25 protein-coding genes and 1 riboswitch are annotated in these 26,979 nt (G+C 35.4%); of the genes, 22 read left to right on the top strand and 3 right to left on the bottom strand.

From position 1 onward, the window contains the following. Nucleotides 1-4 precede the first annotated feature (4 nt). The 11 genes from U9M49_RS07525 (at nucleotide 5) to U9M49_RS07475 (ending at nucleotide 11,850) form a co-directional block, all read left to right on the top strand. Nucleotides 5-535, top strand: a complete 531-nt coding sequence (locus U9M49_RS07525) for a spore maturation protein (RefSeq protein ID WP_095372713.1) — start codon at nucleotides 5-7, stop codon at nucleotides 533-535. Nucleotides 536-801: 266 nt separating this feature from the next. Then, nucleotides 802-1,533, top strand: a complete 732-nt coding sequence (rluB, locus tag U9M49_RS07520) for a 23S rRNA pseudouridine(2605) synthase RluB (protein WP_322909566.1) — start codon at nucleotides 802-804, stop codon at nucleotides 1,531-1,533. 134 nt (nucleotides 1,534-1,667) lie between these two features. Further along, entirely contained in the window at nucleotides 1,668-2,192 is a 525-nt protein-coding gene (gene resA / locus U9M49_RS07515; protein ID WP_307313012.1) for a thiol-disulfide oxidoreductase ResA, read from the top strand. Nucleotides 2,193-2,211: 19 nt separating this feature from the next. Further along, the gene (gene resB, locus U9M49_RS07510) at nucleotides 2,212-3,855 is read left to right on the top strand and encodes a cytochrome c biogenesis protein ResB (RefSeq protein ID WP_095372715.1); all 1,644 of its coding nucleotides are present in this window, start codon (nucleotides 2,212-2,214) and stop codon (nucleotides 3,853-3,855) included. A 2-nt stretch (nucleotides 3,856-3,857) separates the two neighbouring features. Beyond that, nucleotides 3,858-5,045 (top strand): c-type cytochrome biogenesis protein CcsB, encoded by a 1,188-nt coding sequence (gene ccsB / locus U9M49_RS07505; protein ID WP_095372716.1) that lies wholly within the window; start codon nucleotides 3,858-3,860, stop codon nucleotides 5,043-5,045. A 122-nt stretch (nucleotides 5,046-5,167) separates the two neighbouring features. Continuing rightward, nucleotides 5,168-5,884 (top strand): response regulator transcription factor, encoded by a 717-nt coding sequence (locus U9M49_RS07500; protein WP_095372717.1) that lies wholly within the window; start codon nucleotides 5,168-5,170, stop codon nucleotides 5,882-5,884. After that, nucleotides 5,881-7,656 (top strand): ATP-binding protein, encoded by a 1,776-nt coding sequence (locus tag U9M49_RS07495; protein ID WP_307313015.1) that lies wholly within the window; start codon nucleotides 5,881-5,883, stop codon nucleotides 7,654-7,656. The genes U9M49_RS07500 and U9M49_RS07495 overlap by 4 nt, the downstream gene beginning before the upstream one ends. A 406-nt stretch (nucleotides 7,657-8,062) precedes the next feature. After that, nucleotides 8,063-8,614 carry an RNA polymerase sigma factor SigX gene (gene sigX, locus U9M49_RS07490; protein WP_095372719.1) on the top strand — a complete coding sequence of 184 codons (552 nt, stop codon included), beginning with the start codon at nucleotides 8,063-8,065 and terminating at the stop codon, nucleotides 8,612-8,614. Then, on the top strand, nucleotides 8,589-9,887 hold the full coding sequence (locus U9M49_RS07485; RefSeq protein ID WP_322909565.1) for a hypothetical protein: 1,299 nt from the start codon (nucleotides 8,589-8,591) through the stop codon (nucleotides 9,885-9,887). The genes sigX and U9M49_RS07485 overlap by 26 nt, the downstream gene beginning before the upstream one ends. A 297-nt stretch (nucleotides 9,888-10,184) precedes the next feature. After that, on the top strand, nucleotides 10,185-10,832 hold the full coding sequence (locus U9M49_RS07480; RefSeq protein WP_416337094.1) for a peptidoglycan DD-metalloendopeptidase family protein: 648 nt from the start codon (nucleotides 10,185-10,187) through the stop codon (nucleotides 10,830-10,832). A gap of 205 nt (nucleotides 10,833-11,037) precedes the next feature. Then, the gene (locus tag U9M49_RS07475; protein ID WP_322909563.1) at nucleotides 11,038-11,850 is read left to right on the top strand and encodes a histidinol-phosphatase; all 813 of its coding nucleotides are present in this window, start codon (nucleotides 11,038-11,040) and stop codon (nucleotides 11,848-11,850) included. Nucleotides 11,851-12,000: 150 nt separating this feature from the next. On the opposite strand, the gene serA is transcribed toward U9M49_RS07475, so the two are convergent. After that, complete coding sequence (serA, locus tag U9M49_RS07470) at nucleotides 12,001-13,575, bottom strand: phosphoglycerate dehydrogenase (protein ID WP_095372723.1); 1,575 nt, start codon at nucleotides 13,573-13,575, stop codon at nucleotides 12,001-12,003. Nucleotides 13,576-13,837: 262 nt separating this feature from the next. Beyond that, nucleotides 13,838-14,003: riboswitch (FMN riboswitch) on the top strand. Between the two features lie 158 nt (nucleotides 14,004-14,161). Between serA and U9M49_RS07465 the strand changes: the two genes are divergently transcribed. After that, nucleotides 14,162-14,746, top strand: a complete 585-nt coding sequence (locus tag U9M49_RS07465) for an ECF transporter S component (RefSeq protein WP_095372724.1) — start codon at nucleotides 14,162-14,164, stop codon at nucleotides 14,744-14,746. A 302-nt stretch (nucleotides 14,747-15,048) separates the two neighbouring features. Here U9M49_RS07465 and U9M49_RS07460 read toward each other — a convergent pair whose 3' ends face one another. Continuing rightward, nucleotides 15,049-15,297: a ferredoxin gene (locus U9M49_RS07460; protein WP_095372725.1), complete on the bottom strand. Its 249-nt coding sequence runs from the start codon at nucleotides 15,295-15,297 to the stop codon at nucleotides 15,049-15,051. Nucleotides 15,298-15,609: 312 nt separating this feature from the next. Between U9M49_RS07460 and U9M49_RS07455 the strand changes: the two genes are divergently transcribed. The 9 genes from U9M49_RS07455 (at nucleotide 15,610) to U9M49_RS07415 (ending at nucleotide 24,468) form a co-directional block, all read left to right on the top strand. After that, a complete protein-coding gene (locus tag U9M49_RS07455) occupies nucleotides 15,610-16,665 on the top strand; it encodes a helix-turn-helix domain-containing protein (protein WP_322909562.1) in 1,056 nt (351 codons plus the stop codon). Next, nucleotides 16,665-18,167 carry an ATP-dependent DNA helicase RecQ gene (locus tag U9M49_RS07450; RefSeq protein WP_322909561.1) on the top strand — a complete coding sequence of 501 codons (1,503 nt, stop codon included), beginning with the start codon at nucleotides 16,665-16,667 and terminating at the stop codon, nucleotides 18,165-18,167. Before U9M49_RS07455 ends, U9M49_RS07450 begins: the two co-directional genes overlap by 1 nt. Further along, nucleotides 18,157-18,747, top strand: coding sequence for a CPBP family intramembrane glutamic endopeptidase (locus tag U9M49_RS07445; protein ID WP_095372727.1), 591 nt, complete (start codon nucleotides 18,157-18,159; stop codon nucleotides 18,745-18,747). Before U9M49_RS07450 ends, U9M49_RS07445 begins: the two co-directional genes overlap by 11 nt. Beyond that, a complete protein-coding gene (locus U9M49_RS07440) occupies nucleotides 18,744-19,469 on the top strand; it encodes a LysM peptidoglycan-binding domain-containing protein (protein ID WP_095372728.1) in 726 nt (241 codons plus the stop codon). The genes U9M49_RS07445 and U9M49_RS07440 overlap by 4 nt, the downstream gene beginning before the upstream one ends. A gap of 62 nt (nucleotides 19,470-19,531) precedes the next feature. After that, nucleotides 19,532-19,990, top strand: a complete 459-nt coding sequence (locus U9M49_RS07435) for a YpbF family protein (protein ID WP_095372729.1) — start codon at nucleotides 19,532-19,534, stop codon at nucleotides 19,988-19,990. Nucleotides 19,991-20,302: 312 nt separating this feature from the next. Then, a complete protein-coding gene (locus tag U9M49_RS07430) occupies nucleotides 20,303-21,124 on the top strand; it encodes a metallophosphoesterase (RefSeq protein ID WP_307313028.1) in 822 nt (273 codons plus the stop codon). A 35-nt stretch (nucleotides 21,125-21,159) separates the two neighbouring features. Next, a complete protein-coding gene (locus U9M49_RS07425; protein WP_095372731.1) occupies nucleotides 21,160-21,738 on the top strand; it encodes an adaptor protein MecA in 579 nt (192 codons plus the stop codon). A gap of 363 nt (nucleotides 21,739-22,101) precedes the next feature. Continuing rightward, nucleotides 22,102-23,379: a Glu/Leu/Phe/Val family dehydrogenase gene (locus tag U9M49_RS07420; protein ID WP_095373653.1), complete on the top strand. Its 1,278-nt coding sequence runs from the start codon at nucleotides 22,102-22,104 to the stop codon at nucleotides 23,377-23,379. Nucleotides 23,380-23,499: 120 nt separating this feature from the next. Next, nucleotides 23,500-24,468 (top strand): YpdA family putative bacillithiol disulfide reductase, encoded by a 969-nt coding sequence (locus U9M49_RS07415; protein WP_307313029.1) that lies wholly within the window; start codon nucleotides 23,500-23,502, stop codon nucleotides 24,466-24,468. Between the two features lie 272 nt (nucleotides 24,469-24,740). Here the strand turns inward: U9M49_RS07415 and U9M49_RS07410 are convergent, their stop codons facing one another. Then, the gene (locus U9M49_RS07410; RefSeq protein WP_095372733.1) at nucleotides 24,741-25,712 is read right to left on the bottom strand and encodes an asparaginase; all 972 of its coding nucleotides are present in this window, start codon (nucleotides 25,710-25,712) and stop codon (nucleotides 24,741-24,743) included. A 102-nt stretch (nucleotides 25,713-25,814) separates the two neighbouring features. Between U9M49_RS07410 and prsW the strand changes: the two genes are divergently transcribed. Beyond that, a complete protein-coding gene (gene prsW / locus U9M49_RS07405; RefSeq protein ID WP_095372734.1) occupies nucleotides 25,815-26,501 on the top strand; it encodes a glutamic-type intramembrane protease PrsW in 687 nt (228 codons plus the stop codon). Nucleotides 26,502-26,979: the final 478 nt, after the last annotated feature.

The following is a 26,979-nucleotide window of genomic DNA, read 5'->3' as shown; positions in this document are numbered from 1 at the left end:
ATAGATGGAAATAGTATCTTTAATTTCTCTTTGGTTTATTCCCGTACTTATAGGTTTTATATTAGTCTACGCGACGTTTAAAAAAGTACCGACTTATGAGAGTTTTGTAGAAGGTGGGAAAGATGGCATTAAAATTGCTATCTCAATCATTCCTTTCTTAGTAGGTATGATGGTAGCTATTGCTATCTTTCGAGCATCAGGTGCATTAGAATACTTTCTTGATTTCATCAGACCATTATTTGTGGCTATCGGGATTCCAGCAGATGTTGTCCCACTCGCTATTATTCGTCCAATATCAGGTAATGCTGCCTTAGGAATGACAACTGATTTAATAGCTGAACACGGACCAGATTCATTAATTGGAAGAATGGCATCTGTCATTCAAGGGAGTACAGATACAACCTTTTATGTATTGACTGTTTATTTTGGAGCAGTCGGTATTAAGAAGATGGGTGATGCGTTGAAAGTTGGCCTATTAGCAGACTTAGCAGGTTTTATCGCTGCCATCCTTATTGTATTACTTGTCTTTTCATAATGTAGTCTTTTATTTATAAAAGAGGAAGCTGAACAAATTTGGATCATTTGTTTGGCTTTTTTTTGTGCAGTGTGATAACAGCTTACTACAATGCTTCTTTTATGTTAGAATTGCCTACTAACTGTTCAAATTCAAAGAGAAGGGAATGACTATTGTATACTTAGTTTAAAAATGTACAATTTGGTTAAAAAATGCGCTCTTTGAAAAAACTTGAACTTATGGCATAATTCATATGGACAGTAATAGAGATTTTGAGGTGACTGATAATGGAAAGATTACAGAAAGTCATAGCCCATGCAGGGGTTGCATCTAGGAGAAAAGCGGAGCAACTTATTGTAGATGGCCGTGTAAAGGTTAATGGTAAAATTGTAAAAGAATTAGGGGTGAAAGTGACACCTTCTGATAAAGTCGAAGTTGATGGTATCCCGGTTGAGGGTGAAGAGCCGGTTTATTTTCTTCTATATAAGCCAAGAGGTGTATTATCAAGTGTTGCGGATGACAAAGGTAGAAAAGTGGTAACCGATTACTTTGAACATGTGAAACAAAGAATTTATCCAGTGGGTCGATTAGATTATGATACATCAGGATTATTATTATTGACGAATGATGGTGAATTCGCGAACTTGCTTATGCATCCAAGAAATGAAATTGAAAAAGTATATGTAGCGAAGGTAAAGGGCATTCCTTCTAAAGAAAGTTTAAATCATTTACAAAGAGGTGTCCGCTTGGAAGATGGAAAAACGGCTCCTGCACGAGTAAAAGTGCTTAGTAGTGATAAACAAAAACAAACAGCGATAATCGAATTAACGATTCACGAAGGCAGAAACCGTCAAGTGAGAAGAATGTTTGAGGCTGTTGGTCATCAAGTGCAAAAGCTTAAAAGAGAAAGATACGGATTCCTTCAATTGAACAGACTTTCAGCGGGCGGGGCAAGAGAACTTACAGCACATGAAGTAAAGCAATTTAGGGCATTAGCTAAAAAGAGTACAGGTAAATAAATGAAAAAGTCATAGAGTTGTCACATTTCCTTCACACCGTTTACAAGGACTGTTTTCATACTAGTGATATAATAAATACCAAATTGTTAAAATAATGCTAAAAATTTGTGTCTTAACTTTGGGAGGAATTTTTCATGAAAAAACGACGGCTCGTTATGAGGACAGCGATATTAGTGATTCTATTTGCAGCCGTTGCTTACACGCTATATGCAAACTTTAATAAGGATAATGTGCATAAAGTACAAATAGGTAAAGAAGCTCCTGATTTTGTATTAGTCGATATGGATGGAAAAGAGCATCAATTATCTGACTATAAAGGCCAAGGCGTTTTTTTGAACTTTTGGGGTACTTGGTGTAAGCCTTGCGAAAAAGAAATGCCATTTATCAACAATCAATATGAACAATTTAAAGATCAAGGGGTTCAAACAATCGCAGTAAACATAAGTGAATCGAATCTAGCAGTGAATAAGTTTATTGAAAGACATGGCATGACTTTTCCGGTAGTCATTGATAAAAATGAAGATGTAAAGGCAGCATATGGAATCGGTCCTTTGCCTGCGACTTTTCTCATTAATCCTGAAGGTGAAGTCGTGAAATATCATACGGGGACTTTGACAGAACCAATGGTAAAAGATTTTATGACGCAAATCAAACCGTAATTATTGGGGAGTTTTTATGATGAAACAAGTAAAGTGTGAATGTGGCCATGTAAACCCTCATGGTACAGTCCTATGTGAATCATGCGGTCGTGTGTTAGTAGAAGAAGAGAAAAGTAAAAAGCTCGTTGATATGCGTTATGAGGGCAGTGCGAGAAGGTCACAAACGTACAACAAAACAATTATTGATAAAATATGGAACTTCTTTTCTTCTGTTAAAGTAGGGGTAACTTTAATCATTATTACATTAGCCGCTTCAGCAATTGGTACCATTTTCCCGCAAGAAATGTATATACCGCCTACAGAAAATGCATCCGTTTATTATGAGGATCAATACGGGTTTGCTGGGGAAGTGTATTATACGTTAGGATTTCACAACCTGTATAGCTCATGGTGGTATTTATTGCTCATTGCTTCAATTGGCGTATCTCTGGTTATATGTAGTCTTGATCGTGTCGTACCTCTATACCGTGCCTTGAAAAAACAAAGAGTCGATCGGCATGAAGGGTTTTTAAAACGCCAAAGATTATATAGAGCTACAACCTTGGCTTCTGTAGAAGAGGATTCATTTGAGAAAATCAAGGCGAAACTAAAGGAAAAACGCTACAACATAAGAGAAGAGAATGGGAGTATACTTGCTGAGAAAAATCGATTTTCAAGATGGGGCCCTTATATAAACCATATTGGGTTGATTATTTTTTTAATTGGAGGCATGTTGCGTTTTGTGCCAGGAATGTATGTTGACGAATTGCTATGGATCCGTGAAGGTGAAACAGTCGTTATCCCAGAAACAAAAGGCGAGTATTATCTGGAAAATCACGAATTTATTCTAGAAACTTATGAAAAAGAAAAAGAAAATGAAGCGTTTTCAACAGCGATAGAAAACAATGGTACAGTCGCGAAGAACTTTCAAACAAATGTGAGCCTTTACAAAGAATCTGGAGAAACAATTGCAGGGCAAGACCCAGAACTAGAAAAGGTAGAAGACTATGAATTAAGGGTAAATGAACCTTTAAAGTTTGAACAGTTTGCTCTTTATCAACAAAGCTATAAACTAGGTGAGCTAAGCGAAATGTCGTTTGCTTTAACGAATAAAGAAACAAATGAAGAATTTGGTCAAATGACGATTGATTTACATAACCCACAAGATGAATATACATTTGAAAATGGATACAGTGTTGAGCTAATGAGCTATTTCCCTGATTTTGAATTTGATGAAAATTCAGAGCCAGTCACGAAATCACGCGTGCCGAACAACCCAGCGTTTATCTTTAAAATGTTCTCACCCGAACATCCTGATGGAGAAGTTAGCTTCGTTGCTATACAACAAACGATTGAACCATATGGTGATAATGACTTAAAGATGGCCTTTAAAGGAGTAGACACGCAAAATGTTAGTGCTTTGACCGTAAGAAAAGACTTAACACTTCCTATTCTAGCTATAGGTGGTCTCATCTTCATGATTGGTGTCGTGCAAGGTGCATACTGGAACCATCGCAGAATATGGGTTAGAAGGTTAGGAGATCAAGTTTTAGTTGCGGGTCATACAAATAAAAATTGGCACGGACTTAAGAGAGAGATCACCCATGTATTTGATGGTAGTGGTATTCAAGAACCGATTGACCAATCAGATGAAACAACAAATAAGAAGGGTAAGGAGGAGTAATAATGGTTGCATTAAGTGGAAATTTATTATTTATCGCCTTTTTGCTCTATTTAGTAGGCACGGCTTTTTTTGCCGGTTCGATTAAGGACAAGAAAGCAAGAGAAAAAGATCATGGACCAAATAAGTGGGCAAAAATAGGTGTTACGATAGCGATTGCCGGATTTATATGTCAAGTAGGTTATTTTATTACAAGATGGATAGCAGCTGGACATGCACCAGTAAGTAATTTATTTGAGTTTACAACATTCTTTGGCATGTGTTTAGTTGGGGCGTTTATTGTCATTTATTTTGTTTATAAGCTTCCTGCCCTTGGGTTATTTACATTACCAGTGGCACTTCTCCTTATTGGTTATGCTGCCATGTTCCCAAGGGACATTACACCATTGGTCCCATCTCTTCAAAGTAATTGGCTTCATATCCATGTAACAACAGCAGCGTTAGGACAAGCGATTTTAGCGATTAGCTTTGTTGCTGGCTTAATCTATTTAATCAAAGCAGTGGATCATACGAAAAAAACAAAAGAGGCAATCTGGTTAGAAGTTGTTCTCTTTGGAGTTGTCTGTACACTAGGTTTTATTATCATTTCTTCCGTATTTGGGGCAACAGGCTATAAGTCAGAGTTTCATTGGGTTGATAATAATAATGTAGAAGAAACGTTAGAATATCACTTACCTGCTCTCGTTGGGCCTCATGAAGGTGAACATTTAACGCCGGATAAATTTAGCCCATTGGTGGAGACTCCTGGTATCATTAATGCCAAAAAGTTAAATACTGTTTTATGGTCATTGTTTACAGGAGCAATTCTCTATTTGCTATTTAGGTTATTTGTTAGAAAACGAATGACGCTAGCCTTGCAACCACTAACGAAGAGAGTAAATTTAGATTTAGTCGATGAAGTAGGTTACCGATCTGTCCTAATTGGTTTTCCGGTGTTTACATTAGGAGCGTTAATTTTTGCCATGATATGGGCACAGATCGCTTGGTCGCGATTTTGGGGCTGGGATCCTAAAGAAGTGTGGGCATTAATTACTTGGTTATTCTATGCAGCATACCTCCACCTCAGATTATCAAAAGGTTGGCATGGTAAAAAATCTGCTTGGCTCGGTGTAATTGGGTTTATTATTATCATGTTTAACTTAATTGTTGTCAACTTAGTTATTGCCGGGTTGCATTCCTATGCAGGATCGTGAAAATTTTGCTAAAATAGAATTGAGCATTAAGGTAGTGCTAGATTTTATGCCTTCACTTCACATGTAGTGGAGTGAAGGCTTTTTTCTATGAAAATAATCTTCATTCTAAAGGAGTGCTATAAATGGATAATGAAGTAAAAGTTTTAGTTGTTGATGATGAAGAGAGAATTCGCCGATTATTAAAAATGTATTTAGAGAGAGAAGACTATGTTATTGAAGAAGCAGAAGATGGTGACGAGGCACTAGATAAAGCCCTAACAAATGAATATGATGTCATTCTTTTAGATCTAATGATGCCAGGTAAAGATGGGATAGAAGTTTGTAAAGAAATAAGAGAAAAGAAAACAACACCAATCATTATGCTTACGGCAAAAGGTGAGGAAGTAAATCGCGTCCAAGGATTTGAAGTAGGTACAGATGATTATATCGTCAAGCCCTTTAGTCCTAGAGAAGTGGTTTTAAGAGTGAAGGCATTGCTAAGAAGGTCGTCTAAATCTTCTTACGTCCCACCAGAAACAACTGCTAAAGATATCATTGTCTTTCCTTATTTAACAATAGACAATGATGCTCACCGTGTATTAGCAGATGGTAAAGAAGTAAGCTTGACTCCTAAAGAATATGAGCTGCTTTACTTTTTGGCTAAAGCACCAGATAAAGTATTTGATCGTGAACAGTTACTAAAAGAAGTATGGCATTATGAATTCTTTGGTGACTTGCGTACAGTAGACACACATGTAAAAAGGTTGCGAGAAAAATTAAACAAAGTATCAGAGCAAGCTGCTAGAATGATTGTTACTGTTTGGGGAGTGGGTTATAAGTTTGAGGTTGTAAATGAATGAGGTTATGGCATAGTGTTGTAGGGAAACTATGGGCAACTTTTCTTATACTGGTCTCCTTTGTCTTATTTATTTTAACGGTTATGTTGCTGCAATTTTTTGAGAATTATCATATTGATCAAACAGAAAAGGGATTGAAGGCAACTGCCAATAAAATAGCAATGATCTTGGAAAAACATGATCGTGAAATAGGACTGGAAATTGCTTGGGAGCTAGTGGATGAAGTGACAAAAGTAATTATTATTGCTGATGATCAAGTGTACTATTCTCCCAATGAAAGTCAAACATTCGAGTTGCCACTATCCTATTTACATGGTGACCCAGATTTAAAAGCTGTTTTCACAAAAAATGAATCAGTTACTAAGGTGTCTTCTTATTTAACAAATGGTGGAGAAGGAAATATAGATAATCCTGATATACTGATTAGCGGGGTCCCACTTCCGCCTTCAAATGAAAGTGATGGTGCAGTTTTTATATATCAATCTTTGGAGGTTATGCAAGAAACAACAGAGTCAACGACTAAGTTTACTTTATTAGCCGCTGGGGTAGCGATTATTTTAACAACTATTTTTGCCTTCTTCTTGTCAACGAGGATTACTGCACCCCTTAGAAAAATGAAAGAAGCCGTCACAGCAGCATCACGAGGGAATTTTGATACAAAAGTACCTTATCTTTCTAAAGATGAAATAGGTGATCTAGCGATTACCTTTAATCGGATGGGCCGGCAGTTGAAATATAATATTGATGCTTTAAGTCAAGAGAAAGAACAATTATCTAGTATTTTAAGCAGTATGGCAGATGGTGTATTCACCTTTAGTAAAGATGGTGAAATTGTGATAACAAATCCACCTGCAGACCGTTTTCTGCGTAATTGGTCCTATGAACGTGAAGATGGTCTCACTAATAGTGTACCTGCTTATGTAATGGAGTTGTTCCAAACAGCTGTAAATACAGAAAGTGAAAGTATAGGTGAAGTAAATATTCAAGGGCGAACGTGGGTAATGATTATTAGTCCTTTATATAATGAAACCTATATTCGGGGTGCTGTTGCAGTTATCCGTGATATGACAGAGGAACGACAACTTGATAAATTACGTAAAGATTTTATCGCCAACGTCTCTCATGAATTACGGACACCAATTGCTTTAATGCAAGGATATAGTGAAGCAATTGTCGATGACATCGCTGGTACTGAGGATGAAAAGAAAGAAATGGCTAAAGTTATTTATGATGAATCGTTAAGAATGAGTAGACTTGTGAATGAACTACTAGATATCGCAAGAATGGAAGCTGGCCATATTCAGCTTATTCGTGAAGCTGTAGAAGTAAAATCATTTATTCTAAAAGTTACTAGAAAGTTTCAAAGACTGGCGGCTGAAAAGAAAATTATATTAGCTGAGTCATTGGAAGATAAAGGTGTTTGGGCAAGCTTTGATCCTGATCGGATGGAGCAAGTCTTGACCAATCTGATAGATAATGCTATTAGACATACTCCTGAAGGTGGACAAGTCACTGTCGTTCAACGTAGTAACGAAAAAGGGCTAATGATAGAGGTTGTTGATTCTGGATCTGGAATTCCAGAAGAAGATTTGCCATTTGTATTTGAAAGGTTCTATAAAGCAGATAAAGCACGAACAAGAGGAAGATCTGGAACAGGGCTTGGCCTCGCAATTGCCAAAAATATTGTCGATACCCATAAAGGTCAAATCACTGTTCAGAGTAAAATTGGACATGGTACGACATTTTCCATCTTTCTTCCGAAAAGTCATGAATAGTCAGCGCTATTCTTGACGAATTCTCTTGATTCATAAGGAACATTCCAATCATAAAAATGAAATATAGTAACTGCGATTCAAAAAAACCGGACATGAACTCCTAATTAAGAGTGCGTGTTCGGTTTTTTTATTTCTGTTTACGTATGAATGCCAATACCACATGGGATTAATATAAGGCCTTCTTTTGAATTTTATCTCTAACAAGTATAAAAGAGCTGGATATGTGATGATTCAGACAATCGATGTGCATTTGGCAAACCATTCATGTCAGAAAACAGAAGCGAAATAAGCAAAAAGAGATTTCCTAAAGAAACCCTTCCATTTTAATTTCATTAATACTATAGTTAGAGTGTAACTTTTTTAATTCTAATAACGACTATTATTTATGAACGGGGAGGGGAAGTTATTGGACTCCGTTTTCGATGAATTATATACAAAATACCATCAGGATGTATTTCAATTCTTATTCTATATGGTGAGAGATCGAGAGCTGGCAGAAGATCTTATGCAAGAAGTATATATAAGAGTTTTGAAGTCATATGATAAATTCGAAGGCAAGAGTAGTGAAAAAACATGGCTATTCTCAATTGCAAGGAATGTGGCCATTGATTCATTTAGAAAACAAAAAGGCTGGAAACAAAAAATAATTGAAAAATTTGATTGGTCAAAGCAACAGATTAAAGATGAACACCCTATGCCAGAGGAAGTAGTTATGCAGAGTCAGGAAATCCAAATGATATATCGGTGCATGGAGAAGTGTTCAGTGGACCAACGAACGGTTATTATAATGAGATATATTCAAGAACTATCCATTGCTGAGACGGCAGCAACTCTAGGCTGGACGGAAAGTAAAGTGAAAACTACGCAACACAGAGCATTAAAGGCTCTGAAGAAAAACATGTCTGACATGTGGGAAAAGGAGGGGTTAAATAGTGAAAAAACAAGATTGGAAAGATGATCACATCGAAGAACTATTGAAACAACTTCCTAAAATTACTAACCACATAAGTAAGCAAGATATGTATCAACAAATGATGATATTTAAAGAGGAGAAGAAAAGAAAAAGGTGGTTAACCCCATCTGTAGCTTCTGCAGTTGCTGTTTTATTGTTATGTATTCTCGTTCCGACCATGATCAATTTTCAAGATTCAGCCGGAAGTAATATAGATGATAGCGAGCAAGAGAATCAATTGGCATCGAATGCGACTCAACAAAAGGAAGTAAACGATGAGATAACAAATGACGAGAGTAATCATACGCAAGAAAATACGGAAGACATAGTAAAGGATGAAGAAGTAACTCCGCAAGAAGATATAGATCAGACGGATGAAATTTATGCTCAAAATGACCAGTCAGAAGAGGCCAATGCCAATGATAATAATGAGCAACCAGTGACACAGCAAATTGAACCAACTGCAGTCTATGCGGAAGATATTAAAGATCAAGAGGAAGTTTTAACTTATTCTATACCGGATCATAATGTTCAAAATTTTATTCCCATTAGTGTGATGGTAAATAAAGAAGCAGATCTTTCTAAAATGGAATTATTCATTAATCATATGTCAGATTTAAAAGAAGCTGAATGGGGGTTAGGGGAGCTAAACCCATTTAATGCGGACTTTCATTATGATACTTCAAATCAAGTGCTTGCAGTTGATTTTCCTGCTGCAACAAATATTTCATCAAGCAGTCAATCAGAAGCAATAAAAGAAATATTAACGGATATGATGGCTGATTTTAATATAGAGAAAATCGATTTATTAACAGATGGTGAACAAGGGCTAGAGATGGGAAATGAAGGCTTTACAGAAGAAATAGATCAAGTTGATACGACTAATAAATCTGCTTACTATTTTTACTATCCTAACGAAGAATGGACAACGCCTTTCCTTGTTCCGTTTAGAGAAAAAATAAACTCAGTGACAGATGCTTTTGCAGCAATGAAAAAAGGGATTGAAACTTATAACCTGAAAGCTTCTATACCTAATGACATAGACTTTGAAACGGAAGTCGTTTCCGATGAACAATTATTAATTACTTTTGAAGATGATGCCGATATAAAGAATGATGAGGAAACTTTATATACGATTGAAGCGATTCTATTAACAGCCAAGGAATTTGAATATAATGAGGTTAAGTTGGAAAATACCGAAATTGATCAAATTGGTCGGTTTGATTTAGAAAAAGAAATTCAAGTGCCGGTAGCACCTAATAAAAGGGATTTACCATAAGAAAGAATAAAGAGTTGGTAATTATGACTGTAAAAGTCTAATATTACCAACTTTTTTGCGTTTTTGACAAAGGTAATATTGAAAAAAGTAAAACACTCATAACTATAATTTTAAAATAAGGTGCTACATTAAAAAAAGAAAAATTTATTTTTATATACATATTTTTAAAAAACTCGTACATAGTAATGGATGTGTTTTTTGGCAGGATTTGTCGTAATCATAGAGTAATTAATTTGTCTATATAATATAACCGCTATAGGAGGCAAAGTTTTGAAGTATAAAGTAAGCCGTTTATTCATGTTCGGAAGTATATGTTTTCTTTTTTTAATATTCAGTAGTGAAAAAAATGCTTTAGCAGACTCTTGGCCAGAAAAAACAAAAAATTGGGTATGGCCAGTAGAAGGGGTCATCACAGATACATATGGAACTAGAGGAGGACATCATAAAGGGATTGATATTGCTGCAGAGATAGGTACACCTATTCACTCAGTGGATAGTGGAGTAGTTACAAGATCATATTACTCTGATACATATGGTAATGTTGTGTTTATACAGCATCATAACGATACAGAAACCATTTATGCTCATTTGAAAAAGCGTTTAGTATTTGAAGGTGAAGTGATTTCAGCAGGCGATACAATAGGAGAGATGGGGAATACCGGTGATTCCTCAGGGGTTCATTTGCATTTTGAAGTTCACGCAAAAGAATGGACCTTTTCTAAGGAGAATGCGCTTGATCCTTTTTTAGTATTTAATCACGATGAGGATACGATACTTGTTTCAGGAAAAATGAACGGACCTCATATGGATACGTATGAAGTGAAAACAGGAGATACGTTATGGTCGATTAGTGAAAGGTATAATGTGACGGTAGCAGAATTGGTAAATAAGAATGGATTGCGGACAGAAAACATATATCCTAATCAAATATTACAGGTTCCCTAAATTGAAAGGAATACATACAAGGTACGTACATGTAATATGAAAATAAATGAAAAGGTTGTATTTTTTTAAAAAATCGCATCTTTTTTCAATCAAAATAATTTGACGCCATTTAAGTATTGATTATTCTAAAAAAATAGTTAAATCTCATTGTCCATGCCTCTTTTAAGGCGTATAATTGTTACATACAATTGAGGAGGCAGGCAAAATGTTAACGGATTATCATAATCATTTAGAGAACGGTACACTTACATTAGACTATTTAGAACAATTTACAAACGCGGCTAATAATAAAAATATTGGTTCATTTGGTATTTCTGAACATGCTTATCACTTTTACCAAACGGCAGATATTCTGCAAAATAAATGGGTAAATGAAAGACGATATTATGATATGAAGGATTATGTATCATTATTTCACCAAGCATGGAATAAAGAAATAGATGTAAAAATGTCCATTGAAATGGATTATACACCTGGAAAGCATAAGGAAATGGAGAAATTCATTCAATCATATGATTTTGATTATGTGATTGGCTCTGTCCATTGGGTAGGTGACTTTGGCATAGATTTAGCTGAGTACAAAAAGGAATGGGAACGACGCGATCTTTATGATGTATATCGTAAATATTATGATCAGATAGTTACTTTGGCTCAATCTAATCTATTTGATATTGTCGGCCATATTGACTTAGTGAAGATTTTTAAGTATGTTCCTCAGGATGAAGAGTTTCTATTAGAACAATATGAAAGAGCAACTGATGCTTTAGCACAATCAAAAACATGCGTGGAAATTAGTAGTGCTGGTTTAAGAAAACCTGTGGGTGAGCTATATCCAGATCCAAGATTATTACGAAAATGTTTTGAGAAGAATATACCAATCGTTCTATCGTCTGATGCTCATTTTCCCGAGCATGTTGGTGCAGACTTTGATCAATCGCTTGCATTAGCAAAAGAAATTGGATATTCATCCATCATGACTTTTTCAAAAGGTGAACGTAAAAAATACCCTTTAGGCTAGGAATAATGATGAATAGTGCTCAATTTAAAAAAGTCATTCATAAAATGAACAGGTTCTAATTGGAATCTGTTTGTGTTGTGAATGACTTTTACTTTTATCCTAAATATAAAAAAGAGTGGTCGACTGAGGGCCACTCTCTACAAAAAGGAATTATAAAATAATAGGATTAATAGAAACAATCTCATCTAAGTTGTTCAATAAGGAAAGCTCTTTGTCACTTAGTGGTTTGTCAAAAGCTAGCACCATAATTGCTTCTCCACCTGCTTGTTTACGACCTACTTGCATTGTGGCAATATTAATATGGTGATCGCCAAGGACTTGACCTACGTGGCCAATAACACCAGGTCTGTCCATATGTTGAATATAAAGAAGGTTACCTTCTGGTAAGAAGTCAATATTAAACCCGTTTAAATAGACAATTCTTGGCCCATAATGATCAATAAATGTTCCTCTAACTGTAAATGCATTTTCTTCTCCTTTTGCTGTGACCGAAATGCAGTTGTCATAGCCAAATGCATCGGTGGAAATCTTTTCTCCAACAGTGATACCACGCTCTTTTGCAGTGAGTAATGCATTAACCTCATTCACGTTAACGTCAATTCTACCTTTGAAGAAACCGGACAGCATTGCTTTTGTTAAGTATGCAGTTTCTAAATCTGTCACTGAACCAGAGTAAGTAATAGAGAGTTCATGTACCCCTTCTTTAACACATTGAGTTAAAATATTTCCGATTTGTTTAGAGATTTGGTAAAAAGGTTGTATTTTTTCATAAATGTCTTTGGAGATAGCTGGTAAGTTAATTGAATTAGATACTGGATTTCCTTCAAAGTAAGTCCGAACTTCTTGAGCGACTTGTGTTGCTACATTTAATTGTGCTTCTTTTGTTGACGCACCTAAATGTGGCGTTACAATGACATTTTCATATTTCAAAAGTGGGTGTTCACCAGGTGGTTCAGTTTCAAATACGTCTAATGCAACTCCTCCAACATGTCCATTAGCCACATATTTAGCTAAATCTTGCTCATCAATGATACCACCACGGGCACAGTTAAGTAAGCGAACGCCTTTTTTTGTTTTTTTCAATGCCTCTTCATTGATAATCCCTCTTGTTTCAGGTGTAAGTGGAGTATGAACCGTAATAATATCAGATCTTTGCAGTATTTCATCTAATGTACTAGATTCTACACCGAGTTTTGCTGCACGTTCTTTCGTTAAAAAGGGATCGAATACTAACACACTCATACCAAATACTTTTGCTCGCTTGGCGATTTCACTCCCGATTCTTCCCATACCAACAATACCAAGACTTTTACCGAATAGTTCAGTACCTACATACTGATTTCTTTTCCATTCCAAATTCTTAACTGAGCTATGTGCTTGAGGAATATTTCTCATAAGGGAGGCCATCATAGCAAAAGTATGCTCTGCCGTAGAAATTGTGTTTCCGTCTGGTGCATTTATGACGATAATGCCTCTTTTAGTTGCTGCTGGAACATCAATATTATCGACACCCACACCTGCTCTTGCAATAATTTTTAACTTTGGCATCTCCGCCATTAATTCATCCGTTACTTTCGTGGCACTCCGTACTAACAAAGCCTCAATAGTTGATAAATCAACCTCGGGATCGTCGGTTTTCTTTTGAATAATTTCAGCATTTGTGTCGTTAAGTAAAGGGTATAAGCCTTCTTCACTAATGGCATCAGCCACTAATATTTGATACATGTATGAATCCTCCTAAGTTGGTTACTTAATTATCTGATTATTTTACAAGACGAATATTATTCTGTCAATTGGATTTATTGTTTGTGTTTAAAATGGAAACGCTTTAATGTAGTAAAATAAAACGATCTTCGTGGAAAGAAAATTTTATCTCCTGAAGACAAATGTGCATAATGAAAGGAATGTTTTTAATTCGAGATATTTACTATTTTAGGCTTCACAAATGAATTATTTTTCAGTATAATGAAGTTGTCAAATAAATATGGTCTATCTTCGGGGCAGGGTGAAATTCCCGACCGGCGGTGATAAGTATTTATACTTTAAGCCCGCGAGCCTAAAAGTGGAGTGCAATTAGCACGAAGCGTTTGTATTGGGCAGGATTTGGTGAGAATCCAAAGCCGACAGTAAAGTCTGGATGGGAGAAGATGGAGGTTCTGCTAACGTTCAAAGTATACACTACAAGAACGTTTATTAAGAATGTCTTTGTTCAATTCTCCCTCAAGTTTACTTGAGGGTTTTGTTATGCAAAGACGCTTATTTGCTGAACCTTTCTTCTATAGGAGAGATAGCCTAAAAGGAGAGAGGAAAATTGAAGAAGTTAAATGTCAAAGCTTTTGTTGCAATCGGTATGTTGAGTAGTATCGCGTATATTCTTATGTTGTTAAACTTTCCATTACCACCGTTTCCGAACTTTTTGATGATTGACTTTAGTGATATCCCTGCTTTAGTGGCTGCGTTAATATTTGGTCCGATTGCGGGAATACTGGTCGAATTGTTTAAAAATGTGTTGGATTATTTTATGACGGGAAGTGCTACTGGTGTACCTGTTGGTCATATTGCTAACTTTGTAGCAGGTTTATTATTTATTTTGCCAACCTATTATGTTTATACAAAGATGAAATCCAAAAAAGGTATGACAATAGGATTAATCATTGGCACAAGTGTAATGGCTGTATCCATGAGTTTGCTTAATTATTTCGTCTTTTTACCTGCCTATACAATGTTTTTAAATATGCCCGCTATGTCAGGACCAGAAATGCGTTCAACTGCAGTCATGTTTATTCTACCTTTTAACTTTATTAAAGGAATTTTAATGGCATCGGTATTTATGCTTGTATTTGCTAAGATGAGTAATTGGATTAATAAACAAAGATCGCTAAATACGATTGCTTAATTTATAAAGGAGGCATCTAACTTTGAAAAGTTAGATGCCTTTTAATATATAATTTTATGCCGCTTAAGTAGAATTGTCACTCTTATCCATCATATTACATCATTCGTAAAAGCACCAATGAACTCATATGCAATCCTCGATAACTACTATTTTAATTCCAACTGGATAATTGATGAAGGGAACGATTTTTATTCGAATGAGTATACGAGTATGTGATTCCCTGTAGCTCATAGAAAAAACGAGCAAATCCCTAAAATAGGATTTACTCGTTTTCTTTTTTTACAATTAGATTTCTTTTTGTTCTATTCGTATTTTAACGGATCACCATCAAAGGCATCGTCTGCGACTTTTATTGAGTCAGTTGGACAGCCTTCAAATGCATCCATCATATCTTCTATAAGAACATCGGGAATTTCAACAATTCCTTCATTATCATCTAGTGTTACAAATGCGATGCCCTCATCATCGTAATCATAAATGTCTGGAGCTGCCGCACCACATGCGCCACAAGCAATACATGTTTCTTTGTCAACAATTGTATACTTCGCCATGGAATAACCTCCTATTTAAAATCTTTTTCATGTTAAAGCACGAAAATATCTGCCGAAACACTTACCACATGTTCTATTGTAAATCTGTCTTGTAAACATTTCAATAAAAATCTACCATCTAGAATAGTCTATGGTGGGACTTTTCATCTTGTTCATGATGAAAAATTGACTGATATTATCACGTATATAACGGTTTCATGATACAATAAAATTCAACAAAAAAAATTAAAATAATGTCGAAAAAGTCTGCAAATTCACCACGGAAATGCTATTCTAAAAACTAATTAGTCAATGAATAAAGGGGAGAGAAATGTGAGCGTTATTCAGAAATTGGTCTTATTTTGTCTAAAATCAATTGAGAATCAGAGAACTGCTTATGCCATTTTACATTTGCTTAATGGCAAAAAGTCATCTCAAACAATACAAGATGCTCATTTATTTCACTTGAAGCAATACTTTCATGTGTTACCCCATTTGGCAAGAGAGGAATTTAATCAAATATTAGATCATCTTTTAGAGGAGAAATATGTCACTTGTCTTGGTGAGGGGTCTTATCGAATGACGGAAAAAGGGGATATGTATCTCCAAGAGTTTGCTGAACCAATCATACCTAGCTATCTCAATGGCTGGTCATATAACCGGATGGACAAACTTTTTTGGGAGCGCCTTTCTCTTATGGTTCAAGTAATTTCTAACCTAGTCGCATATAACGGAAGGTATCTCCCTATTCAAAATAATAAACCTGATCTTGATTGGTTAAAGAACTTTATTCAAAGGAATAGAATCAATCGCCATGAGTTGGCAACACAACTGTTTAAGGAGTTACAACAAATTTTAACGAATAAAAAAATTGACCCTCTTATTCTCATTCTAAGGTTAACAGGAAGTAATCGAATTGGCTTAACACAGCAGCAGGCAGCCGAACAGTTGCAAATGTCAATGTTAACCTATCAGTTACATTTTACAAATGTGATTCACATGATATTAACTGAAGTAAAAGAAAATAACACCTCTTATCCGTTACTCGAGCAAATATTAGAGACAAAAGAGACAAATGAGTGGTTACAGCTAACACAATCAACAAGAAAAACAGCTATCTATTTAAATCAAGGATACGATATTGAGGATATTATTAAAATAAGAAAATTAAAACAAGGAACAATTGAAGATCATATTGTGGAATTGGCCATTGTTGATTCGTCTTTTAATATAGATGTATATGTTCCACCAGAAGTACAAAGAAACATTATAAAAACTTCAACGAACGGAATAAAGCAGCTAAAATATATCCGTCAATCAGTTCCTGAAGCAAGCTATTTTCAGATACGGCTTGTACTAGCTAAACATAAAAGTGCGGTGAGCGTATAATGAAACAATTACTGAGAGAAAAATTTGGTTATACGTCTTTTAGAGATGGACAAGAAGAAACAATAAAAGCGGTAGTGGCCGGTAAGCATACGTTAGCCATGCTCCCAACTGGTTCTGGGAAGTCTTTATGTTATCAACTTCCAACATTTATGCTCCCAGGCACAACTTTAATTATTTCTCCACTTCTTTCCTTAATGCAGGATCAGGTAGACCAATTACTATTGATTGGGGAAAAACGGGCTATCGCATTTAATTCTTTTTTAAATTACCAAAAAAAAATGTATGCACTTAAAAATTTGCACCAGTATAAGTTTATTTTTACTTCACCTGAAATGCTGCAATCAAAATTATTCATGGAGAGATTGAGTGAGCTTCATATTACATTACTTGTTGTCGATGAAGCTCATTGTATTTCTCAATGGGGACATGATTTCAGACCGGACTATTTAGCTATTGGCTCTGTAATGAAGGAGTTAGGACATCCGCCTATATTGGCGTTAACGGCTACGGCAACTGATAAGGTGAAACAGGATATTAAACAATCTTTAAACATGCAAAACAGTATTGATATTCTTTATTCAGTTGACCGACCAAATATCTCTTTACATGTTGAGAAAGTTGAAAGCTATCAAGAGAAAATCGATGTGTTAATTAAGAGGGTAAGAGCTTTACATGGTCCAGGTATTATTTATTTTTCTAGTAAAAAAACGGCAGAAGTTTGTGCACAATCATTAAAAGAGAATGGGATAAAAAGAGTGAGCATCTATCATGGCGGATTGAATCATGAAGAAAGAATACTTATTCAGCAACAATACATTCATAACCAACTCGATGTGATATGTGCAACAAGTGCATTTGGCATGGGGATTAATAAAGAAAATATTCGTTATGTTATTCATTTTCATATGCCAATGAATATGGAATCATATTTACAGGAAATTGGTAGAGCTGGGAGAGATGGCAAGCCTAGTCTTGCTTTACTGTTATATGCACCTTTTGATGAACAGCTGCCGATGCAGTTGGTAGAATCAGAACTAATTAATGATAGTCAAATGGAGAATTTAAAACGTTTTTTTTTAACAGATTCCCTAAGGTGGTGGGAGTTAGAAAAATACGAAGAGGATTTAACAGTAATTGCTAATCTTAGTGAAACATCTATGCGAATATTAAAGGATTTTCATCGTAATGCTATCCTTGATCATAAGGAGGCAAGTTCCTTAGATGAACTAAAGGTGATTATGAATAAACAATTCCAGCTTAAATTAGGAGCCATTCAAACTGTTTATCAATATATTCATAGTTCCACATGTAGGCGAGAAAAAATCTTACACTATTTTGGTGAAGAGCCGACATTAAATATAGGAGAATGCTGCGATCATTGTAATGGTAGCAACTACCCTGATCTGCAAACTGAAGAGCTAGGGATAATGCCTTTATATGAAAATTGGGAAGAGATCCTACAAGACATTTTATTAAGTGAGACATCCAAAAATGAAGAGTAAATATGAAGAAACCATTCGTTTGTTATCTGATAAAGAATTAAGATTTCATTTATATTTAACACAAGTGTTATTACTTTTCATTGCATTGGTTATTGGCCTATTTCTCTTTCATTCATGGGATTCTTTTTTTGCGCTATTTCAATGGGATGGACCATCTATTGCGATTGGTATATTATCAGGATTAGTCATTGTCATGCTTGATATAATAGGGATGCGGGTCCTACCTCCCTCCTATTATAATGATGGTGGGGTAAATATAAGGATATTCAGCTCACTATCACCAGCCCATATCGTAGTAATTACGTTAATTATTGCCTTTAGTGAGGAAGTGTTATTTAGAGGTGTGCTGCAAACTCACTTTGGGTTGATAGTGACTAGTTTAATCTTTGCTCTTGTCCATTATCGTTATTTATTTCAATGGTTCTTATTTTTAAATGTCGTTTTATTGAGTTTCTTCATTGGTTGGATATATGAATTAACTGGTAATTTGTTAGCGACAATTATTATGCACTTTATTATTGATTGTTTATTGGGGTTATATATATATAAAAGTCAAAGAGCAGGAAGGGAAGATAGATGAATAGAGAGGCATCATATCGGGAGAAGGCAAAGAGAGATCGCCAAAGATTACAAAAAGTAAATGTTAGTGAAGAGTTGTCAATGGCGGAGATCAGCAGTACTAAAGAAAAACAAACAGTGGATAAAAAGTTGGACTACCCACTCATTCGTTTACTTGCAGCATTTTTTATTATGGTACCAATAGTGGCTTTGTCTGTTTATTATCTTGTTCCTATGCTAGCTGATCAGTCTTCAACTTCAGCAGAAAAAGAAGATTTTGAAACTGTTGGTATATCAAATAGCAGTAATAATGGGTCATCACAAAATGTTGCAGCCGCCCCTGATGATAAGGAAGAAGATAAGGAAGAACAAGAAAAGGAGAAAGCAGCTGAAGAGGCAAAATTAAAAGAACAAGAAGAAGCTGAACGAAAAAAACAAGAGGAAGCAGAGAAGAAAGCAAAAGAAGAAGCAGCCAAAAAAGAAAAGGAAGAGGCTGAAAAGAAAGCACGAGAAGAAGCTGTACAAAAAGAGAAGGAATTAGCAGAACAAAAGGCGAAAGAAGAGGAAGCAAAAAAACAAGCAACAAAAGTTGTTCAGCATACGGTTCAATCACAAGAAACAATGTATAGAATCGCTATGAATTATTATAAGTCACCTGATGGGATTGCAAAAATTAAGGCTGCTAATAATTTGCCATCTGAGGAAATTTACGTTGGCCAAGTATTAAGGATTCCCCTCGACTAGTCATGAATCCACTCCTCCAATCATATAATGTGGGCAAGCATAGCTATGACTGGGGGGATTTTATGGAAACAGCAATTAATCAACTAGATGAAAGAACAGACCAAGCAACGAGACAAATGCTTCAAAAAGTAGTTGAAAGAAAAGCGAAATATGATCACTTGAAAGAGTGGCATTTGGTTATTATGTGGCTAGTTGTATTTCTATCATTTGCTTATGTGATTTTTGTGTATTATCAATTTTATTTACCTTATTCCTATTCATTTGCTTCTGTTTTTTCTGTTTATATTAATCATCCATTCAATTTATACAGTATGGTAACGTTGATTGGCTTTTATGGATATATGGTCCTGTTACAACAGAAGCGTGATAAAGCGGAAAAAGAATATCATGCACTTAGATGCGAGATCATCGATAAGAGTAAGGACTTGTGGAAAAAAGAGGATGAGTGGAAAAATAGACATCATGTCTTTAATATGATGAAAAAAAATTATGATATTAATCTGTTTCATGAGAACAAATAATCATAGTTCAAAGCCATAGGGAGTAAAGACATTTAAACCTATCTCATACGAATGAAGAAGCAGAGAAATGAAGAGGAACTGCTGACTAAAACCTACCCCAGTTTGCGATTGCATGACATGAATCATTTGAAAATCTAAGAACTTACAGAACAACTAACGGTGATTCAAGTCATCATAGCGACAATCGGGCAAGTTCACATGAAATATAAGGTTTGTAGAAGCGAAATAAATGATATTTAGGTTGTTCGTTTATAGAGCATCCTTTTTTTATTGACTAACTTAAATTTTAGTACATATAGATGAGGTGGAGTCATGTATATTATTTTAGCAGGTGCATTACTGTTTATTTCCGTTGGGGTCGTCGTTTATATGTATAAGGAAGCACATAAAGATACAATTGAAGTGAGAAAGGTTGCCATACAAGGTTTCCCAGAGAGTCTTGCAGGATTGAACATTTTTTTTATTTCTGATATCCATCGTAGAGAGCTATCAGGAAAGTTGATTCAAGCTGTTAAAGATAGAAAGGTGGATATCGTTTGCATAGGCGGTGATTTAACAGAAAAGGGAGTACCTTTGGCAAGGACGAAACGGAATATAGAAAACCTTGTTTCTATTGCTCCGACTTATTTTGTATGGGGGAATAATGATTATGAAGTGGATTTTCATGAGCTAGATGCATTGCTATTAGATCTCGGAGTGAAAATTCTTGATAATTCAGCAGTCAGTTTTGAAGGCTCAGATGGTAAACGTATCGTGTTACTTGGAACAGATGATTTTAGTAGGGAAAGAGACCAGATTGATCTTGCAATTGAGGATGCTGGGAATGGCTGTCGTATTCTCATGAGCCATGACCCTGGTATTGTTGACTATTTATTACCAGAATATCAAATTTCGTTTATGATGTCAGGACATACCCATGGTGGGCAAATCCGTATCTTAAACTGGGGACCTTATGAAAAAGGTGGGATGAAATATAAGAACGGTATACCTTATTTTGTAAGTAATGGTTATGGGACAACAGCCTTGCCTTTAAGGCTAGGCGCACCTGCACAAACACATATTCTTTCTTTATATCCAAGTTTAGAAGGAAATGTTAAGGACGACTCACCAACTAAAGTATATACCATACACTAATCACAAGAGTCGGTTCTGGGCAGGGGGCAGAAGAAATGCAATTGGAGCGTTTGAATGATAATAAAATTAAAATTTTGCTTACTTTAGATGATTTGTTTGAGAGAGGCTTGTCAAAGGAAGATATTTGGAAGGACTCTTTAAAATGGCATCAGCTTTTTCAAGATATGCTTGAGGAAGCAAGTGAAGAATTTGACCTTGATATATATGGCACAATCAGTATCGAGATTTTTTCAATGCAAATACAAGGAATGGTTATGATTGTAACGATACAAGAAGAAGTAGAAGAAGAATGGCTTAAGGATGGAATCATTGATTTTCAAGTAGATGTAGACAAACAAGATTATATTTTATATGAATTTCATGATTTTGAGAATATTATTTCATTAAGTCACCGGAAAATATGGAAAGAAGAAGTGGTAAATTCATTATATGTGTATAACGGACTTTATTATGTATTGATTGAAGGCAATAGAAAACAAGCGGAAGAAAAACTGATTTCAATTTTAGCTGAATATGGTACCGTTTCTTTTGTTAGTTTATATATTATTAAAGAATACGGAAAAGAATTAATTAGAGACCATGCATTAGAAAAGATCGAACACTATTTTAAATAATGGTACATTCAAGCAAATAGGATTTAAGTGATCCTATTTGTTTGAATATTCAGGTGCCTTGATGTTTATCGTATTAGTTCTTTGGGAATAGAATGTAATATGGAGCTTATCGATGAGATTAATTCAATTTAACTCGATAAATACATATGAGTATTTTATGAATGAAATCAGCTAATAAAGGCAAAATAAAATAGATGTAAATATTTTTGAAAATAAGGAAAATACGTAATATTATAGCTTTGGTAGCGTTTACATAAAAATAAGAAAAAATTGCTTTTTCTCCTTGCATAAATAGAGTAAAGGTGTATACTATGTCTTGAAAGCGGACAACTAAAGAATGTGAATTTTTCTAGGAGGTTTCAAATAGTGGCCGATAAAGGTACTGATCATACGAATCAAGAAGATAAAATGGATGTTTTGAAGTCAACTCAAATCGTAATCCACAAAGCGTTGGAGAAACTTGGATATCCAGAAGAGGTTTTTGAACTGTTGAAAGAACCAATGCGTTTATTAACAGTGAAAATTCCTGTTAGGATGGATGATGGGACGGTGAAAATTTTTACTGGTTACCGTGCTCAGCATAATGATTCAGTCGGTCCTACAAAAGGGGGAATTCGTTTTCACCCTAATGTAACAGAAAAAGAAGTGAAGGCACTATCTATATGGATGAGCTTAAAATGCGGTATAGTCGATCTACCATATGGCGGAGGTAAAGGCGGTATCGTTTGTGATCCAAGAGATATGTCTTTCCGTGAGCTTGAAAGATTAAGTAGAGGGTATGTTAGAGCGATTAGCCAAATTGTTGGTCCTACAAAAGATATTCCAGCTCCAGATGTATTTACAAATTCACAAATTATGGCCTGGATGATGGATGAATATAGCAGAATGGATGAATTTAATTCCCCGGGATTTATTACTGGTAAACCACTTGTACTTGGTGGTTCTCATGGTAGGGAATCAGCAACAGCTAAAGGGGTTACGATCTGTATTCATGAAGCAGTCAAGAAAAAGGGTATTAATTTAAAGGGTGCTCGCGTGGTTGTACAAGGTTTTGGTAATGCAGGTAGCTTCTTAGCAAAGTTTATGCATGATGAAGGCGCAAAAGTTGTGGGTATTTCTGATGCATACGGTGCCCTTCATGACCCTAATGGTTTAGATATTGATTATTTACTTGATCGCCGTGATAGTTTTGGAACTGTAACAAAGTTATTTAATGAGACGATTTCGAATAAAGAGCTACTCGAGCTCGAATGTGACGTATTGGTTCCTGCAGCAATTGAAAACCAAATTACTGAGGAAAACGCACATAATATTAAAGCAAGTATTGTAGTAGAGGCAGCGAATGGCCCAACAACATTAGAAGCGACACAAATATTAACAGAAAGAGATATTCTTCTTGTGCCTGATGTGCTTGCATCATCCGGTGGTGTAACAGTTTCTTATTTTGAATGGGTGCAGAATAACCAAGGCTACTACTGGTCTGAAGAAGAAGTAGAAGAAAAATTAGAAAAAATTCTAGTGAAATCATTCAATAATATTTATGAAACCGCTCAAACACGTAGAGTAGATATGCGCTTAGCTGCGTATATGGTTGGTGTACGTAAAATGGCTGAAGCATCAAGATTTAGAGGTTGGATTTAATTTTCGCAATTTCTTACATTTGAAAGAAGGTAAAAAATCTCCTATTATATACATTAGGAGATTTTTTTCAATTCTACATATATAAAATATCATACGGGTCAGTCCAAGAGGTGGATCATCATGAATAAAAAAGATGCGATTGTGGTTGGTGGTGGACCATGTGGATTAGCCGCAGCCATTTGTTTAAAAGAGTTAGGGAAAGATGTTTTAGTCATTGAGAAGGGAAACATTGTTAATGCCATTTATCGTTACCCGACTCATCAAACTTTCTTTAGTTCCAGTCAAAAATTAGAAATTGGTAATATACCGTTTGTAACGGTTGAACATAAACCCAATAGAAATCAAGCACTTACCTATTATAGAGAAGTGGTTAAACGGAAAGCAATCAATGTCAATGCATATGAAAAGGTTGAAAGCATCATAAAGAAAAAAGATAATGACTTCTCTGTGCAAACAGATAAAGCGGAATATCAATCCTCTTATGTTATTGTTGCAACTGGGTATTATGATCAACCAAATTATATGGGGGTCCCTGGTGAAGATTTAGATAAAGTCTTTCATTACTTTAAAGAAGCCCATCCGTTTTTTAATAAAGATGTTGTTGTTATTGGTGGGAAAAACTCCAGTGTTGATGCGGCCATTGAATTAGAAAAGGCTGGGGCAAATGTGACGGTTCTCTATCGGGGCGATGAATATTCAAAAAGCGTTAAGCCGTGGATTTTACCGCAGTTTGATTCACTTGTTCGCCATGAGAATATTCAAATGGAATTTAATGCGAATGTCCAGGAAATAAGAGCAACTTCTGTTGTCTATGAGAAAGAAGGGAAAATTAAGGAAATCGCGAATGATTTTGTCTTTGCCATGACTGGTTATCATCCAGATCATCCATTTTTACAATCAATAGGCATTAAAAAAGACGAAGAGACCGGAAAACCTGAACATCATCCTGAAACAATGGAGACCAATGTAGAAGGTATATATATTGCTGGCGTGATTGCTGCGGGTAATAATGCCAATGAAATATTTATCGAGAATGGTAGGCATCATGGAGAAATGATTGCCAAAGCGATTAAAGAGAAAGAACAATAATCAAACAAGTTCAGACGAGAATATGAGCTTAAGTAAACCCGAACTTTATGCAAAACACTCTTTAATGGTGCTTTGCTTTGTTCGGGTTTTCAAATGATGTTGCATCACTTTGTCAATATTTTTTGCCTTTTGTCTAGGATGATTTTTCCATATGTTGAAATTTTGTGGCGTACTATCATTATGATCTTCATAAACTGCCAAAGGAGTGAGCGATCAACTCAGTAGACTTCCCATCTAATAGATGGAATAAAGAAAGTCAGTAAATCAAACATTTATAGTTGAAACATTTCTTCAAGTTTTTCGAAGGGCATCCTGCTTTCCAAAGCGATTAATAGTTTAATACGAGCTTTTTGCCCATTTAATCCATTAGAAAAAATGAGGCCAAGCTCTTTTAATTCTTTGCCCCCTCCAGGATAACCATAAACATCTTGGGCAATGCCATTAAAGCATCTTGATACGATAATAATGGGAATCTTTCTAGCAAGTAAATCTTTTATACCAGGAAGCATGGCTGGAGGAAGGTTTCCTTGTCCAAGCGCTTCAATCACCAATCCATCGCATGTAGTTTGTGCAATTGCTCCTAATAGGGTAGAGTCCATGCCGGCATGAGCTTTAATAAGCATCACTTGTTTATCTGCTTGTTCGATTTCGAAATGTGCATGTTGAACAGGGAGGTGATGAAAAAGTACACCCCTTTTTGTGACTATACCTATGGGTCCATATTGAGGACTTTGAAAGGTCGAGACGTTGCTAGTATGTGTCTTTGTCACATTTTCAGCTGTGTGAATTTCATCATTCAGCACTACTAAAACGCCCTTTCCATCCGCTTCATCGCAAATGGCAACACGAATAGAAGAAATCAGATTATATAACCCATCTGAGCCAATTTCATTACTAGAGCGCATAGCCCCAGTCACAACGATCGGCAAAGAACCCTTTACTGTTAAGTCAAGAAAATAGGCAGTTTCTTCCAATGTATCAGTACCATGTGTAATGACAACACCAGATACCTTATCCTTGTAAGAATGAATTAAGTTTCGTAATATAAGCATTTCCTTTTGCGTAATATGGGGAGAGGGTAATTGAAATGGTTCTTCGACAATCAAGTGCGCAAGCTCATTTAACTCTTTTGTTTGTCTTGTTAATGGGTTTTCTTCATTTGTTAATACTGCACCTGTTTCAACATCCTCACTCATTGAAATGGTCCCACCTGTATGAATTAGGAGTATTTTCTTTTTATCCAACTTGGTACCTCCATTTAATATGTAATTATTTTGGTAAATTTATTTTCAATCTTACCTATACATGATACGATTAAAGAAAAGCTTTGAAAAGAGGAACAGCCCATGCTGGGATTAATATCTGCTGCCATTGCTCCTGGCTTGGCATTATTAAGTTACTTTTATTTAAAAGATCAATATGAGACTGAGCCCTTTTCGATGGTTTTTAGAACCTTTTTATTTGGGGCACTTCTTGTGTTTCCCATAATGTTTATCCAATATGTATTTGAAGTAGAACAAGTGTTTACTTCTCATTTTGTTTCTGCTTTTCTTTCTTCTAGTATGCTTGAGGAATTTTTTAAGTGGTTTATCCTCCTTATTATTATTTACCCCCATGTGCACTTTGATGAACCGTATGACGGCATTGTTTATGGCGCAGCAGTATCACTTGGGTTTGCTACATTGGAGAATATCTTTTATTTATTGACACTCGGAATAGAGCATGCGCTAGGTCGTGCATTATTCCCGGTTTCTAGTCATGCACTTTTTGGTGTAATTATGGGCTATTATTTAGGAAAAGGAAAGTTTTCGAAAAAATCTAGAGGGAAATGGCTATGCTTATCTCTAGCAACTCCTTTCCTTTTGCATGGAACATATGATTATATTTTGTTAACATTAGAAAATTGGCTGCTGTTTATTGTTCCATTTATGATCTTTCTTTGGTGGATGGGGCTAAAGAAAGCCAAACAAGCGAGAATACTAAGTGCTAAATATAATCAATCATTAGAAGATACAAGAACAAATTATGGTTAACATAGGTTAAAAGAGGCTATAAGTAATGAGTTTCAGTTCAGATAAAGTAAGAAGGCGGATTTGAGTAAACTCAAATCCGCCTTCTTTTCTTTTTGTCAAATCACCAAGCTTCCTCCGGCTAACGGATGCCTTCTAAAGGAAAAATAAGTAATCAGAACATCTAACATAGAAGTTGAATTTTTTATAAAAATCGTTAAATTTCAAGCGTACGAGCCTCTATTTGATGGCCACCCTGTAAATGCTATATTTATCCAAATGATTTTCTCATTGAATTTGTATAAAAAGCCAATTGGAACCAAAAAATAGATGTATTGTTAGCTTCCTCGCTGATTAGTAAACGTGAAAAAGAGAGATCGAGGAATAACTGTTACAGCCATCATTTTTTACCTGCAAAACGCCATATTAGGTTACCTGATTGTTTAACAGATGAAAAGATGTATTTTTGGAGGTTAGTACGATGAAACAACTATTGATGTTT

Source organism: Cytobacillus sp. OWB-43, assembly GCF_034651445.1.
GTDB classification, from domain to species: domain Bacteria; phylum Bacillota; class Bacilli; order Bacillales; family Cytobacillaceae; genus Cytobacillus; species Cytobacillus kochii.
Note: the sequence above shows the minus strand (reverse complement) of the source record. Positions and strands in the feature narration are given on the sequence as shown.